Source organism: Micromonospora sp. NBC_01392, assembly GCF_045040125.1.
GTDB lineage: Bacteria > Actinomycetota > Actinomycetes > Mycobacteriales > Micromonosporaceae > Micromonospora.
On the sequence record NZ_CP109549.1, the window covers coordinates 3,553,329 to 3,566,785 of the forward strand.

The window sequence follows — 13,457 nt, forward strand, 5'->3', positions numbered from 1 at the left end:
CGGGCAGCACCTAGGCTCGAACCGGGAGAGCCGGGGGAGAGGCGGGCGGGGTGAGCGCAGGCGGCGGGGACCGGTCGGCGCGGCGGCGTACGCGGCTGCTGCTGGCGGGCCTGCTGGCCGTGGTCGGGCTGATCCTGCTGCTGCTCGGTCTCACCGTCGCCAACGGCACGGTCGCCGGGGTCGAGGTGGTGCTCGCGCTGGCGCTCCTGGTGGCCAGCTACGCCGTCCAGCGAGTCGCCCGCCGAGAGATCGTCTACCGCGACGAGCGGCGGCGCTGACCGGCGCGCCGGTCCGACCCCGCTAGGCTGGCCGACGTGGATCAGGAAGACCGGATCGCGCTGTTCCTCGACTACGAGAACCTGGCGCTGGGCGTACGAGACCATCACGGCGGTCGGCCGTTCGACCTTCGTCCGATCGCCGACGCCCTGGCCGAACGCGGCCGGGTGGTGGTGCGCCGGGCGTACGCCGACTGGTCGTACTTCGACGAGGACCGGCGGATGCTGACCCGGTCGCACGTCGAGCTGATCGAGATCCCGCAGCGGATGGGCTTCTCCCGCAAGAACGCGGCCGACATCAAGATGGCCGTGGACGCGGTCGAGCTGGCCTTCGAACGGGGCTACATCTCGACGTTCGTGATCTGCACCGGGGACAGCGACTTCACCCCGCTCGTGCACAAGCTGCGGGAACTCAACAAGCGGGTGATCGGCGTCGGGGTGGAGAAGTCGACCTCCGCGTTGCTGCCGCCGGCCTGCGACGAGTTCCTCTACTACGACCGCCTCGAAGGGGTGGACGTGCCGCCGCCCGCCGCGCGCCGCGCGCGCCCGAACCGGTCGGGCGGGCCGACGGTGGCGGAGCCGCCGCCCGAACCGGTGGTGGAGACCGCGCCGGGTGAGGAGGAGTCGCCGCGCGACGTCGACACGCTCGCCGTCCTGCTGGTGCAGACCGTGGCCGGCATGCAGGGCAGCGGCGGTGGTGAGGTGACCGCGTCCGGCCTGAAACGCGCGCTGCTCCGCAAGGACCCGACGTTCAGCGAGTCCAACTACGGCTTCCGCACGTTCGGGGAGCTGCTGCGGCACCTGGCCGGGTCGAACGTGGTGGAGTTGGCCGCCGGCCCGGCCAAGGGCGACCCGGAGGTGTCACTGCCCGAGCGGGGCGACCGGGAGGTCACGTTCGGGCTGCTCCGCGCCGTGGTGGCGGACCTCGCCGGCGAGGGCGGCGCGGTGGCGCTCTCCGGCCTGAAGGACCAGCTCCGGCGCGCCCGGCCGGACTTCAGCGAGAAGAAGCTCGGGTACCGCAGCTTCCTCCAGTTCTGCAAGGCGGCTGCGACCGACGGCGTGGTGGAGCTGCGGTGGAGCCCGGACGACGGCGACTACCTGCTCACCCCGCAGTCCTCCTGAGCGCGGTCGTCGCCGTGCCGCACATCGTCCAGTTGCTGGCCTCGCCGGTGCACCGCTACGTGGGCCGGCCGGCGGACGGGCCGGCCCCGGCGCCTCCCGGTGAACTGGTCGACCAGGTGCGGCTCCGCGCCGGGCTGGGCATCGTCGGGGACCGCTACTTCGGTCGGCCGGCGCACCGCGCCGCCAGCGTCACGCTGATCGCGCAGGAGTCGCTGCCGGCCGGCGCCGATCTCACCCAGCTTCGGCGCAACGTGCTGACCAGCGGCATCGCGGTGGACGACCTGGTCGGGCGAGTGCTCACCCTGGACTCCGGCGACGGTCCGGTCCGCCTGCGGGTGCACCGGGCCGCGCCGCCGTGCGCCTGGCTGGACGTGGTGGTCGCGCCCGGCACCTGGAAGGCGCTGCGCCGCCGGGGCGGCGTCCGCTGCGCCCCGCTCACCGACGGCGTCCTGCGGGTCGGCCCGGTCGCGGTCTCCGTCGACGACTGACCGTCGGTGCCCGGGAACTTTTCCCGCCCCCCGGCCGACCAATGTCGGGCCACCCCGATCGTCGCGGTCGGTGGCCAGGTGACGGAGAGGACGCCAGGGATGAACCGAGCGAGCGCCGCATCCGTACCGTCCGGCATGACCGGGGCGGACCGACGGGTGGGCCCGGGATGAGCCTGGACGCCGACGACGATCAGGTGACCCGGTGGGCGCACCGGGCCGGCCGGGGTGACCAGCAGGCCGCCGCCGCGTTCGTCCGCGCGCTCCAGGGACCGGTGTGGCGGTTCCTGGTCCACCTGGCCGGGCCGGCCGAGGCCGAGGACCTCGCCCAGGAGACGTTCCTGCGCGCGCTGCGCAGCCTGCCCGGGTTCGCCGGCCGCTCCTCGGCCCGGACCTGGATCTTCACCATCGCCCGCCGGGTGGCCGTGGACCACGTACGGGCCGCGACCGCCCGCCCCCGGGTGGCCGCGCTGCCCGACTGGCAGACCGCCGCCGAGGCGGCCGGGGCGGTGACCGCCGGCGGGGACGACGGGGTGGCGCTGCGCGGACTCATCGCCGGGCTCGCCCCGGACCGCCGGGAGGCGTTCGTCGCCACCCAGGTGCTCGGCCTCTCCTACGCCGAGGCGGCCGAGGTGTGCGGCTGCCCGGTCGGCACCATCCGGTCGCGGGTCGCCCGCGCCCGCGAGGACCTGGTCGCCGCCTGGGCCGGGGACGCCCGCGGTCGCCGCGCCCGCTGAGGCACCCGGGCGACGACAGGCCGAACGCGGTGGCGTCGGCCGGCCCGGGTGACCGGCCGGGCGCTCGCCGGCCCGCGTTGGGGTACGGGCGGGCCGCTCGCGGGTCAGGCGGCGCGGCGTTCGCGGGCCTGCGCGGGGTACGGGCCCGGCGGCACCAGCCGCAGCGGCGTCGGCGCGGCCGGCTCCTCGGCACGCAGCGTCCAGCGCGAGCCGGTCGACCGACCCCGTCCGGGCGGTGTGTCCCCGGGACGCCACCAGGGCCGGGACAGCACCAGCATCACCGCCCAGCCGACCAGCAGGAAGCCGTGGCTGACCAGCCGGGTCATCGCCACCTGCCCGGTGATCAGGTCGTTCACCGACAGCAGCACCAGCGTGGCGACGAACGCGCTGAGCATCGGCAACAGGCCGGACGGGGTGGACCGGCGCACCGCCACGTAGAGGAAACCGGCGCCCACCGCCACGTTCCACGCCGCCGACTCGTGCCACAGGTGCTGGCCCGAGGCGTGCGCGTGGGCGACCACCGCCTCCCGGCCGATCTGCGCCAGGCCCAGCACCAACTGCACCGCGCCGAGCAGACCGAGCGCCGCGCGGAGCCCGAGCGCCACCCGCCGGCGTCGGCTCGGCCGGGGCGGCGGCGCGGCGGCCAGCACGGACGCCACCAGATCGGGCACCTGTGGGGCGAGGTGGGTACGGGCCCGGCGGGTGACCGCCGCCGCGGAGTCGAACCAGCCCCGGCAGCCGGCGCAGCCGGCCAGGTGCGCCTCGGCCGCCTCGCTCTCCGACCGGGACGCCTCACCGTCCAGCTGTGCCGACAGGATCTCCCGCCACTGCTCACACGCCATGTAGGGATAGTCGTCCGGGCCGCCCACCTGGTTCCCGGCGGGGTCCCGATCCGGCACACGACTACTGACGGTGGGCGCGGGTATGCGGGCCGGAACGGCGCCGGGGGAGGGATCGAGGTGGCACGCCCGTTCGTGAACTGGTCCGGGAGCCTCTCGTTCACCCCTGCGGAATGGGCCGAACCGGCCGACGAGGACGAGGTCAGCCACCGGCGTCGCACCGGACGAGGCACGTCACCTGGTCCGCCGGGCCGCGGCAGCCCGGTGACGCCGCTGGCCGCCCCGCCGGGCTACCGGGCGGCGCGACGCGAGCGGTCGAGCCACGCCAGGAAGCGGTCCCAGAGGACGGCCGGCTCCGGCGCGTCGTCGGGATTCAGCGCGTACAGGTCGCGGACCGCGTCGTGCAGCGTCGCCGCCAGGTAGACGGCCAACCCGACCAGGTCACCGTCGTAGTCGCGAAGCAGCGCGGCCCGCGCCGGTGGGCAGGGCCAGGGCTGCCCGTCGACGCGGCAGAGCCAGCCCGGGCGTACGGGGTGGTGCGGCTGTCCGCTGTCGCTCACCGCAGCCTCAGCGCCACGGCGCGGGCCTCCTGATCGGTCAGCGGCAGAAACCACAGGAAGCGACGCACGATCGCGACCGGGTCCGGGCCGTCGATCCGCCCTCGCAGGTCGCGGATGGCGTGGCGGGTGATTCGGGAGAACTCGGGGAGCAGCTCCGCCCGCCGCGCCGCACCGGTCGGCGCGGACCGCAGCGTCGGGCAGGGCCAGTCCCGCCCGCATTCGTCGCACACCCAGGCGGGGCCGCAGGCGCGGTGGGCGGACAGCCACCCCGGCCGCCCGCTGTTCGTCGCGGGCCGGGCGGTGCAGCGGTACGGCGACACGGGCGGCCTGAACCGCCGGGCTGCCGGTCCACGGTGCCGTCTCGACTTCTCCTCGGCCATGCGCACTCCTCAGGTCGCCGGTGGGATCGGGCCGGGTGGTCCCCGCGCGATCCGGATGGTGACACTCTGCGGTGGAGGCACTACGGTCGGAAGGGGGTTGCCTGGTCCGTCACGGGCTGGGAGAACCGCTCGGTTCATGCGTGGCCCCGGGCAGTCGATCTCTGGTTTGGAGCGCGCTGAATGGCTGAGGTGCCGGGACCTCTCGCGGGTTTCATCGTTACCGAGATCCGGCGGGCCCGGGGCGCGGCGGGCCTGACGCAGGAGGCGTTCGGCAAGCACGCCGGGTTCAGCGCGTCGCACGTCAGCGCCGTCGAGGGCCGAACCCGGGCGTTGACCGTCGACTTCATCCGGGGCACGGACCGGGCCCTGCGCAACGGCGGGCTCTTCGAGCGGCTGGCGGCCGAGTTGGGCATGCCGTCGTGGTTCCGGCCGTGGCTCGACGCCGAACGCGGCGCGACCCAACTCCGCTACTTCGAGCCCACCCTGATCCCCGGCCTCCTCCAGACGGAGGAGTACGCGCGTCTTGTGCTGCGGCTCGATCCGCGACTCACCGACAGTGAGGTGGAGCGTCGGGTCGCCGCCCGGATCGAACGGAGGGAGATCCTGACGCGGGACACCCCGCCTCGGGTCGTCGTGGTCACCGACGAGAGCGCGATCCGGCGCGCGGGGCTGGGCGAGGAGAAGATGATGCGCGAGCAACTGTTGCACCTCATCGAGTGCGCGGAGCGACCCACCATCAACGTGCACATCGTTCCGGCCGACGTCGGCCTGCACGCCGGTCTGTCCGGTCCGCTCTCGCTGGCTCACCTGCCCGACGGCAGTTGGTTGGGCCATCTTGAGAGCCAACTCGGCGGCGACGTCATCGATCGGCCGGCCGACCTCGATACCCTGTTCGAGCGGTGGGAGAGCGTCCGTACCGAAGCGCTGCCACGACGGCAGTCCATGAATCTGATCAAGGAAGTGGCGAATCAATGGACCTGACTGGCGCGAAGTGGCGGAAGTCCACGCGGAGCGGCACCAGCGGCGGCAACTGCGTCGAGGTGGCCGGCGACCTTCCCGGTGGGGTCGGCGTACGCGACTCGAAGGACCCGTCCGGTCCGGTGCTCGTGTTCGGCCCGACGACGTGGCGCGCGTTCGTCGCCCAGCTTCCCGAACGGCGGTAACCGGCCGCCGCGCGGAGATCGTGACGCCGCGTACAGGAACCCGCCCAAGATCCGCCGTGGGTGGAACACCATGGCTGTCTCCGACCCGGTATGACAGCCGTGGTGTTCCACCGGCTGCTTTTCCCGGTCACCGGCAGCGATGAGTTCGGCGAGTGGCAACGGTCTACCTCCCCGACCGAGATGACCAGACGACCGGAGCACGGGCCATGGGGCTGATCCACATCGAGCTGTTCGCCACCCTCGACCTCGTCGGGCAGTCGCCCGGCGGTCCCGAGGAGGACCCGGTGGGGTTCCCGTTCGGCGGCTGGCAGGCGCCGCTGCTGGACGAGACCACCGGCGCGCAGGTGATGGCCGCGTACCAGGGCACTGACGCGCTGTTGCTCGGCCGGCGGACGTACGACATCTTCGCCGCCTACTGGCCGCACCAGGAGGGCGGCGAGGACAACGAGATCGCCACGCTGTTCAACCGCGTCCCGAAGTACGTGGCCTCCCGCGGTCGGCCCGACCTGTCGTGGCAGGGGTCCACGGTGCTCGGCCCGGACCTGGCGACGGCGGTACGCGAGGTCCGGGACCGGCACGAGCACGTGAAGGTGGTCGGCAGCCTGAACTTGGTGCAGACGCTGCTGCGCGAGAAGCTGTTCGACCGGATCGACCTCTGGGTGCACCCGATCGTGCTGGGCGTCGGCAAGAAGGTGTTCGACGGCGGCGCGGTGCCCACCAACGTCACGCTCCTCGAACCGCCGGTCGCCAACCGGAAGGGCACCGTCTACCTGCGCTACGGGCTCGCCGACGGCACGCCGGGCACCGGGGACATGAGCGCGCCCGGCCGCGACGACTGACCTCGGGTCAACGGCGGCGGACCAGGGTGGCGCCGAGGGCGGCGCCCACCACGCAGGCCACCCCGAGCAGTTGCGGCCCGGCCAGCAGTTCGCCGAGGAGTAGCGCGCCCACCAGCGCCGCCACCGCCGGCTCCAGGCTGAGCAGCACCGCGAACACCCGCGCCGGCATCCGGCGCAGCGCGGCCAGTTCCGCCGAGTACGGCAGCACCGACGACAGCAGGGCCACCCCCAGCCCGAGCGCCACGATCCGTGGGTCCAGCAGACCGGCACCGTCGGACGCCACGCCGAACGGCAGGACGCAGAGCGCGCCCACCGCCATGCCCAGCGCCAGCCCTCGGGTGCCCGGCACGTGCTCGCTCATCGCCTTGCCGAGCAGCACGTAGCCGGCCCAGCCGACCGCGATCAGCGTGCAGAGGAGCAGACCCAGCGGATCCACACCGACGCCGCCGAGCCCGGCCAGCAGCAGCACGCCCCCGCCGGCCAGCAGCGCCCACAGCACGTCGGCCACCCGGCGGCTGCCCAGCAGCGACACCAGCAGTGGTCCGGCGAAGCCGACGGTCACCGCCACCCCGAGCGGCACCCGTTGCAGCGCCGCGTAGAAGGCGAGGTTCATCGCGGCCATGGCCATGCCGAACGCCGCGATCAGGCCGGTCGCCCGCCAGCCGGGCCACCGGGCCGGTCGGGTGACCGCGAGGAGGATCAGCGCGCCGAGGCCGAGCCGCAGGGTGGTGGTGCCACCGGCGCCGGTGGTGCCGAAGAGCTGCTTGGCCACTGCCGCGCCGACCTGGGTGGAGACCATGCCGAGCAACATCAGCAGCGGCGGGGGCACGGCCTCCGGCCGGCCCAGCACGGCCACCAGCCGAGCGGCCGACGGGGACGCCGGGACACGGGAAGCATGCGCGTACACCGGGTCACGATGGCGGCCGGCGATACCCGACGCAACCGGCTTTCCCGGAAAGCGTGGTGGCGTGCGCACCGGCCCGTCCGGAAGGCTGGGCGTACGGTTCCGGCGTCCGACCGGGCTGCGACGACGAACGCGGGAGAGTAGGTTCCGGTCATGGCCTGTCGGATCAGCGAACTCGTGCTCGACTGCCGCGACCCCGAGGCGCTGGCGCGGTTCTGGTGCGCGGTCCTCGACTTCGTGGTGCTCGACCGCGAGGGCGACGGCAGCATCGAGATCGGGCCGCGCGACGGGTTCGGCGGCCCGCAGCCGACGATCATCCTCAGCCCCACGGCCGAGCCGGAGCGGGCGAAGCCCCGCCTGCACATCGACGTCAACGCCACCGACCGCGATCAGGACGCCGAACTCGACCGCCTGCTGAAGCTCGGCGCACGCCCGGCCGACGTCGGCCAGACCGGCGAGGAGTCCTGGCACGTCCTCGCCGACCCCGAGGGCAACGAGTTCTGCCTGCTCAAGGCGCGTCTCGCGCCGCTGTGACTCAGAGGCCGAAGAAGTCGAGGTAGCCGTCGATCTGGTGGGTCAGCATGGGCTCACCGGGATGCGCGGGCAGGCCCCGGTCGCGGGCGGCGCGCAGCAGCGTCGTCTCCGCCGGGGTCATGATGATGTCCGCGACCACCGCCCGCGCCGGCAGCTCCGACACCGGGAACGGCGGCGGGTCGGTCGGGCGCAGCCCCACCGGCGTCGCGTTGACCGCGAGGTCGGCGTCGGCCAGTCGCGGCCGGGCCGCCGCATCGACCCGGCCGGGGTACGCGGCCGACAGCCGCCCGCCGAGCGCGGCCAGCCGGGCCGGGTCGGTGTCGGCCAGGTGCAGCGCGGCCACCCCGGCGTCGAGCAGCGCCACCGCGATGGCGCTGCCCGCGCCACCGGCGCCCACCACGCAGACCCGCCGGCCGCGCGGGTCGTGTCCGGCCGCGACCAGTCCGCGGACGAACCCGTCGCCGTCGAACGTGTCCGCCGACCAGGTGCCGTCCGCCTCGCGGCGCAACGCGTTGACGCTGCCGGCCCGGTGCGCCCGGTCGGTGGCCCGGTCGGCGAGGTCGAGCAGGGCCGCCTTGTGCGGCACGGTCACCAGCATGCCGTGCAGGTTGGCCACCTGCCGTAGCCCGGCCACCACCTCCGGCAGCGCGGCGGCGGGCACGTGCACCGGCACCAGCACCGCGTCCGTGCCCCGCCGGGCCAGCACCGGGTTGAGCAGGCCGGGCGCGCGTACCTGCGCGATCGGGTCGCCGAGCAGCGCGTAGAGGCGGGTGGCGCCGCTGATCGCGATCATCGCACCGGCTGTGGGCGGCGCAGCGTCCGCAGCGCGCCCGCCCAGGCCACCACCTCGTCGAGCATGGTGCCGACCGCCTCCCGCTGGTGCGGGCCGGGGCGGAAGTCGCGGAACGCCACGAAGTCGGTGTGCAGGGAGAGCGCCACCTGGGAGCGGACCACCGGCACCGACACCTGCCCGAGCACCAGCCGCAGGTGCTCGGCGGCCCGGGTGCCGCCCTGCACGCCGTAGCCGACCAGCCCGGCCGGCTTGTGGTGCCATTCCTGGTAGAGCACGTCGATCGCGTCCTTGAGCACACCCGGGATGGAGTGGTTGTACTCCGGGGTGACGAAGACGAACGCGTCCAGCGCGCCGACGACCGCGCCCCACCGGCGGATCGCCGGTCGGCTCGACGGCGCCATCGACGGGGGCAGCGGCTCGGCGAAGTGGGGCAGCGGATGGTCCGCCAGGTCGACGAGTTCCGCGTCGACGTCCGGCCGCGCGCCAGCGATGTCGCACACCCAGCGCGCCACCGCGTCGGCCTTGCGGCCCGGGCGGGTGCTGCCGGCGACGACCCCGATCCTGATCATTGGCTGTTCTCCCTTGGTCGAGCCCCGGTCCCGGGCGGGACCGGGGCGCCCGCGAGGTCGCGGGCGAGGTGGAGCGCGCCGTGCAGCGAGGAGAGCCCGCCGAGCGCGGCGGCGACGACGCGGGGCGCGGGCCGCCCCGGACGGCCGACGGCGAGGTCTCCGACCAGCGGCACGAAACCGGGCAGGCCGGTGGCGAACCCGCCGCCGACGATCGCCAGGTCGGCGGCGAGCAGCTCGCCGAGGCTCACCACCGCGGCGGCCAGCGCGGCGCAGGCCGGTCGGATCGCCGCCACCGCCCACTGTCGGCCGTCGTCCAGCCCGGCGCGCAGCCGGTGGTGGTCGACCGGCCCGCCCCGCAGCCGGGCGGCGCGACGCAGGGTGGCCGGCCCGGACGCGACCGCCTGGAGGCAGCCGGACCGTCCACAGTCGCACCGGTCCCCACCGAGGTCGACCACCATGTGCCCGACCTCGGCGGACGCGCCGGCCGGGGCGTTGCGCCCGCCGAGCACGAGTCCGCCGCCGACGCCGGTGCCGACCCCGAGATAGAGCACGTCGTCGCGGCCCGCGTGCCGGGCCTCGGCCAGCGCCGCCAGGTCGCCGTCGTCGGCGTACCCGGTCGGGGTGTCGGGGAACAGGCGACGCAGCGCGCCGGCCAGGTCCAGGCCGACCCAGCTCGGCCGGCCGGGCCAGGCCACGACCGCGCCGGCCCGGTCGACGGTCGCCGGCATGGCCACGCCGACCGCGTCGACCGGGCCGAAGCCGGCGCGCAGCGCGGCCACCTCGGCGGCCAGCACGGCCAGGTCGGCGGCCGGGTCCGCGCCGGCCGGCCAGGTGACGATCCGTTCGTACGCGGGCCGGCCGGCCGCCTCGGCGCGCAGCGCGACCTTGGTGCCCCCGACGTCGACGCCCAGCAGCGCGGCGCCCGGCCCGCCCGTCACGCCGGCCTCAGTGCGCCAGCAGGTGCAGGAACGCCAGCGCGGCCGAGGCGAACGCGAAGAACAACGGCACCATGATCACCTTGCCGTCGTCCTTGGCGCGCAGATGGTAGGCCACGGCGGCGATCAGCAGCACGGTGATCGCCACCGCGGCGACCACGCCGAGCTGCCAGAACTTCAGGCCCAGCAGCAGCCCGGCGACGCCGGCCAGCTCCAGCAGGCCGATGACGCGGGTCAGCCCGGCGGAGACGCCGAGGTGCGACATCCGCTGGCGCATCTGCGCGTTGCCGGTGAGCTTCTGCACGGCCAGCGGAATCAGGATGATGGCCAGCAGGATGGTGAGAACGATGATCGCGACGGTCACGGGGTTCCTCGGGGGTCGGGTCGCCGCGGCGGACGACCGGTACGGGTGCGACGGGGTGGACGGTCAGGGCACGGTCGCGACGAGCGCGCGGGCCGCCAGCCGGTAACCGAGCGCACCGAGGCCCACGATCACCCCCGAGGCCAGCGGGGCGAGCACCGAGTCGTGCCGGAAGCTCTCCCGGGCCCACACGTTGGACAGGTGGACCTCCAGCCACGGATGGGGATAGTTGGCCAGCGCGTCGCGCAGGCTCCAACCGGCGATCATCAACGCGCCCGGGTTCACGATCGCGCCCACCGTCTCATAACTGTCCTGGATGGTACGGATCATCTCGCCCTCGCAGTCGTGCTGCCTCGCGACGACCCGCCATCCCCGTCCGGCGACCTCCTCGCCGACCGCCCGCTCGATGTCCGCCACCGTGTCGGTGCCGTAGATCTCCGGTTCCCGTTTGCCGAGGATGCCCAGGTTCGGGCCGTTGAGCAGGAGCACCTCGGGCACGTTGCACCTCACCGGGGACGGACGACGACAGGTCATCGGAGTATCGACCCCGTTGCCCGTGCGGACCCCCGCCGGCAGGGGGCGGTTAGGGGCGGCTAGGGGCCGTTAGGGGAGGTCAGCGCCGTGCCGGCTCGGTTAGCGTCCTGCCGGGCCGTTCCAATCTGGATCAGGGAGTGGGACATCATGAGTGATCTGTCGGCACCGGAGTTCCCCGAGTGGCCGCAGTTCGGCGACGAGGAACGGACCGGCCTCATCCGGGCCCTGGAGCAGGGCCAGTGGTGGCGTGTCGGAGGCAACGAGGTCGACACGTTCGAGGCCGAGTTCGCCGCGTACCACGGGTCGTCGCACGCGCTGGCCGTCACCAACGGCACGCATGCGCTGGAGGTGGCGCTGGAGGTCCTGGGCGTCGGACCGGGCACCGAGGTGATCGTCCCGGCCTTCACGTTCATCTCGTCGTCGCTTGCCGCGCAGCGCCTCGGCGCGGTGGCCGTGCCGGTCGACGTGGACCTGGACACCTACTGCGTCGACCCGGACGCGGTGGCCGCCGCGATCACCGACCGGACCCGGGTGGTGATGCCGGTGCACATGGCCGGGCAGTTCGCCGACATGGACGCGCTCGACAAGATCACCTCCGACGCCGGCGTCGCGTTGCTCCAGGACGCCGCGCACGCGCACGGCGCGCAGTGGCAGGGCAAGCGGGTCGGTGAACTCGGGTCCGTCGCCGCGTTCAGCTTCCAGAACGGCAAGCTGATGACCGCCGGCGAGGGCGGCGCGGTGCTCTTCCCCGACGAGGAGAGCTACGAGAAGGCGTTCCTGGTGCACAGCTGCGGCCGGCCCCGCACCGACCGGGACTACCTGCACCGCACCACCGGCTCGAACTACCGGATGAACGAGTTCAGCGCCGCCGTGCTGCGCGCCCAACTGTCCCGCCTGGACGGTCAGATCGCGGTGCGCGAGCAGCGCTGGCCGCTGCTGGCGAGCCTGCTCGCCGAGATCCCCGGCGTGGTGCCGCAGGGACGCGACCCGCGCGGTGACCGCAACCCGCACTACATGGCCATGTTCCGGATCCCCGGCATCACGTCGGAGCGCCGCCGGGTCGTGGTCGACGAGCTGATCGCCCGGGGCATCCCGGCGTTCGTCGCGTTCCGCGCCATCTACCGCTGCGACGGCTTCTGGCTGGCCGGCGCGCCGGACGAGACCGTCGAGCAGATCGCCGAGCGGTGCCCGAACGTCGAGCAGATCCACGCCGACTGCGTCTGGCTGCACCACCGCACGCTGCTCGGCACCGAGGAGCAGATGCACCAGATCGCCGCCGTGCTCGCCGACGTGCTGGCCGGATGACCGGGCCGCAGCCGGCCGCCGCGCCGGGGCGTACCGTCCGGGTCGCGGTGGCCGGTCTCGGCTGGGCCGGGCGGCAGATCTGGCTGCCCCGGCTCGCCGCGCACCAGCGGTTCACGGTGACCGCCGTGATCGACCCGGACGCCGCCGCCCGGGACCGGGCCCGTGCCGCGCACGGCGTGCCCGACGCGTACGCCGACGTGGCCGACCTGCCCCCCGACGCCGCCGATCTGGTGGTGGTGGCGGTCCCCAACCACCTGCACGCCACCGTGGCGGCCCGGCTGCTGCGCCGGGGCGTACCGGTGTTCCTGGAGAAGCCGGTCTGCCTCACCTCCGCCGAGGCCGACGAGCTGGCCGACGCCGAACGCGCCGGTGGCGCGGTGCTGCTGGCCGGCAGCGCCGCCCGCTACCGCGCCGACGTGCGGGCCCTGCTGCGGGCCGTGGTCGACCTCGGGCCGGTCCGGCACGTCGACGTCGCCTGGGTACGCGCCCGGGGCGTGCCCGACGCCGGCGGCTGGTTCACCCGGCGGGACCTCTCCGGCGGCGGCGCGCTCGTCGACCTGGGCTGGCACCTGCTCGACACGGTGCTGCCGCTGCTCGGCCCGGCGCCGATCGCGCACGCGGTGGGCAGCGTCTCCGACGACTTCGTCAACGACGGCGCCGCGCAGGCCGCCTGGCGTGGCACCGCCGGGCCCGGTGGACGCGGTGACGTCGAGGACACCGCCCGCGCGTTCCTGCTCACCGCCGACGGCGCGTCCGCCGCGCTGCACGCCTGCTGGGCGTCGCACGAGGCGACGGACCGCACCACCATCTCCGTGCACGGCACCCACGGCTCGGCGACGCTGCGCTGCACGTTCGGGTTCAGCCCGAACCGGGTCGGCGCGCCGGAGCTGACCCGTACCCGCGACGGCGAGACCGTCGCGCTGCCGCTGCCCGCCGAGACCATCGGCGCCGAGTACGACCGGCAGCTCGACGCGCTGCCCGGCCTGCTCGCCGACCCGGCCAGCCGGGGCGTGGCCGCCGCCGACGCCCGCCGCACCATCGACGCCATCGAACGTGTCTACCGCTGCGCCCGGCCCACCCCGCCGGTGCCCGCGCTGGCGGGAGCGCGCGACCGGTGAGAAC

Annotated in this window: 19 protein-coding genes; 10 read left to right on the forward strand and 9 right to left on the reverse strand. The window is 74.6% G+C overall.

The window, feature by feature from the left end; translation table 11 throughout:
* The first annotated feature begins 50 nt into the window (after positions 1 to 50).
* From OG767_RS15940 to OG767_RS15955, 4 genes are all read left to right on the forward strand, one after another.
* Entirely contained in the window at positions 51 to 278 is a 228-nt protein-coding gene (locus tag OG767_RS15940; RefSeq protein ID WP_405089262.1) for a hypothetical protein, read from the forward strand.
* A gap of 36 nt (positions 279 to 314) precedes the next feature.
* On the forward strand, positions 315 to 1,397 hold the full coding sequence (locus tag OG767_RS15945; protein WP_281940907.1) for an NYN domain-containing protein: 1,083 nt from the start codon (positions 315 to 317) through the stop codon (positions 1,395 to 1,397).
* 14 nt (positions 1,398 to 1,411) lie between these two features.
* On the forward strand, positions 1,412 to 1,885 hold the full coding sequence (locus OG767_RS15950; protein ID WP_405089263.1) for a molybdenum cofactor biosysynthesis protein: 474 nt from the start codon (positions 1,412 to 1,414) through the stop codon (positions 1,883 to 1,885).
* A 167-nt stretch (positions 1,886 to 2,052) separates the two neighbouring features.
* Entirely contained in the window at positions 2,053 to 2,619 is a 567-nt protein-coding gene (locus OG767_RS15955) for a sigma-70 family RNA polymerase sigma factor (RefSeq protein WP_405089264.1), read from the forward strand.
* Positions 2,620 to 2,723: 104 nt separating this feature from the next.
* Here OG767_RS15955 and OG767_RS15960 read toward each other — a convergent pair whose 3' ends face one another.
* The 3 genes from OG767_RS15960 to OG767_RS15970 all read right to left on the reverse strand — a co-directional run bounded on the left by OG767_RS15960 (position 2,724) and on the right by OG767_RS15970 (position 4,398).
* Positions 2,724 to 3,461 (reverse strand): zf-HC2 domain-containing protein, encoded by a 738-nt coding sequence (locus tag OG767_RS15960; RefSeq protein WP_405094229.1) that lies wholly within the window; start codon positions 3,459 to 3,461, stop codon positions 2,724 to 2,726.
* Between the two features lie 287 nt (positions 3,462 to 3,748).
* Positions 3,749 to 4,018, reverse strand: a complete 270-nt coding sequence (locus OG767_RS15965) for a hypothetical protein (RefSeq protein ID WP_405089265.1) — start codon at positions 4,016 to 4,018, stop codon at positions 3,749 to 3,751.
* Positions 4,015 to 4,398: a hypothetical protein gene (locus OG767_RS15970; RefSeq protein WP_405089266.1), complete on the reverse strand. Its 384-nt coding sequence runs from the start codon at positions 4,396 to 4,398 to the stop codon at positions 4,015 to 4,017. The genes OG767_RS15965 and OG767_RS15970 overlap by 4 nt, the downstream gene beginning before the upstream one ends.
* Before the next feature lie 180 nt (positions 4,399 to 4,578).
* Between OG767_RS15970 and OG767_RS15975 the strand changes: the two genes are divergently transcribed.
* The 3 genes from OG767_RS15975 (at position 4,579) to OG767_RS15985 (ending at position 6,400) form a co-directional block, all read left to right on the forward strand.
* A complete protein-coding gene (locus OG767_RS15975; RefSeq protein ID WP_405089267.1) occupies positions 4,579 to 5,379 on the forward strand; it encodes a helix-turn-helix domain-containing protein in 801 nt (266 codons plus the stop codon).
* Positions 5,370 to 5,561, forward strand: a complete 192-nt coding sequence (locus OG767_RS15980) for a DUF397 domain-containing protein (RefSeq protein ID WP_405089268.1) — start codon at positions 5,370 to 5,372, stop codon at positions 5,559 to 5,561. The genes OG767_RS15975 and OG767_RS15980 overlap by 10 nt, the downstream gene beginning before the upstream one ends.
* Positions 5,562 to 5,767: 206 nt before the next feature.
* On the forward strand, positions 5,768 to 6,400 hold the full coding sequence (locus OG767_RS15985; protein ID WP_405089269.1) for a dihydrofolate reductase family protein: 633 nt from the start codon (positions 5,768 to 5,770) through the stop codon (positions 6,398 to 6,400).
* A gap of 7 nt (positions 6,401 to 6,407) precedes the next feature.
* Here the strand turns inward: OG767_RS15985 and OG767_RS15990 are convergent, their stop codons facing one another.
* The gene (locus tag OG767_RS15990) at positions 6,408 to 7,307 is read right to left on the reverse strand and encodes an EamA family transporter (RefSeq protein ID WP_405089270.1); all 900 of its coding nucleotides are present in this window, start codon (positions 7,305 to 7,307) and stop codon (positions 6,408 to 6,410) included.
* Positions 7,308 to 7,457: 150 nt separating this feature from the next.
* Between OG767_RS15990 and OG767_RS15995 the strand changes: the two genes are divergently transcribed.
* A complete protein-coding gene (locus OG767_RS15995; protein ID WP_405089271.1) occupies positions 7,458 to 7,838 on the forward strand; it encodes a VOC family protein in 381 nt (126 codons plus the stop codon).
* Between the two features lies 1 nt (position 7,839).
* Here the strand turns inward: OG767_RS15995 and OG767_RS16000 are convergent, their stop codons facing one another.
* From OG767_RS16000 to OG767_RS16020, 5 genes are all read right to left on the reverse strand, one after another.
* Complete coding sequence (locus OG767_RS16000) at positions 7,840 to 8,631, reverse strand: shikimate dehydrogenase family protein (protein ID WP_405089272.1); 792 nt, start codon at positions 8,629 to 8,631, stop codon at positions 7,840 to 7,842.
* The gene (locus OG767_RS16005) at positions 8,628 to 9,200 is read right to left on the reverse strand and encodes an NADPH-dependent FMN reductase (protein ID WP_405089273.1); all 573 of its coding nucleotides are present in this window, start codon (positions 9,198 to 9,200) and stop codon (positions 8,628 to 8,630) included. The genes OG767_RS16000 and OG767_RS16005 overlap by 4 nt, the downstream gene beginning before the upstream one ends.
* Positions 9,197 to 10,138 (reverse strand): ROK family protein, encoded by a 942-nt coding sequence (locus tag OG767_RS16010; RefSeq protein WP_405089274.1) that lies wholly within the window; start codon positions 10,136 to 10,138, stop codon positions 9,197 to 9,199. The genes OG767_RS16005 and OG767_RS16010 overlap by 4 nt, the downstream gene beginning before the upstream one ends.
* 7 nt (positions 10,139 to 10,145) lie before the next feature.
* Entirely contained in the window at positions 10,146 to 10,499 is a 354-nt protein-coding gene (locus OG767_RS16015; RefSeq protein ID WP_107161132.1) for a DoxX family protein, read from the reverse strand.
* 63 nt (positions 10,500 to 10,562) lie between these two features.
* Positions 10,563 to 10,994 (reverse strand): type II 3-dehydroquinate dehydratase, encoded by a 432-nt coding sequence (locus OG767_RS16020; RefSeq protein WP_107161134.1) that lies wholly within the window; start codon positions 10,992 to 10,994, stop codon positions 10,563 to 10,565.
* Between the two features lie 183 nt (positions 10,995 to 11,177).
* Here OG767_RS16020 and OG767_RS16025 point away from each other — a divergent pair, with 183 nt between their 5' ends.
* Both OG767_RS16025 and OG767_RS16030 read left to right on the forward strand, forming a co-directional pair.
* Positions 11,178 to 12,335 (forward strand): DegT/DnrJ/EryC1/StrS family aminotransferase, encoded by a 1,158-nt coding sequence (locus OG767_RS16025; RefSeq protein WP_107161136.1) that lies wholly within the window; start codon positions 11,178 to 11,180, stop codon positions 12,333 to 12,335.
* The gene (locus OG767_RS16030) at positions 12,332 to 13,453 is read left to right on the forward strand and encodes a Gfo/Idh/MocA family protein (protein ID WP_405089275.1); all 1,122 of its coding nucleotides are present in this window, start codon (positions 12,332 to 12,334) and stop codon (positions 13,451 to 13,453) included. The genes OG767_RS16025 and OG767_RS16030 overlap by 4 nt, the downstream gene beginning before the upstream one ends.
* Positions 13,454 to 13,457 lie beyond the last annotated feature (4 nt).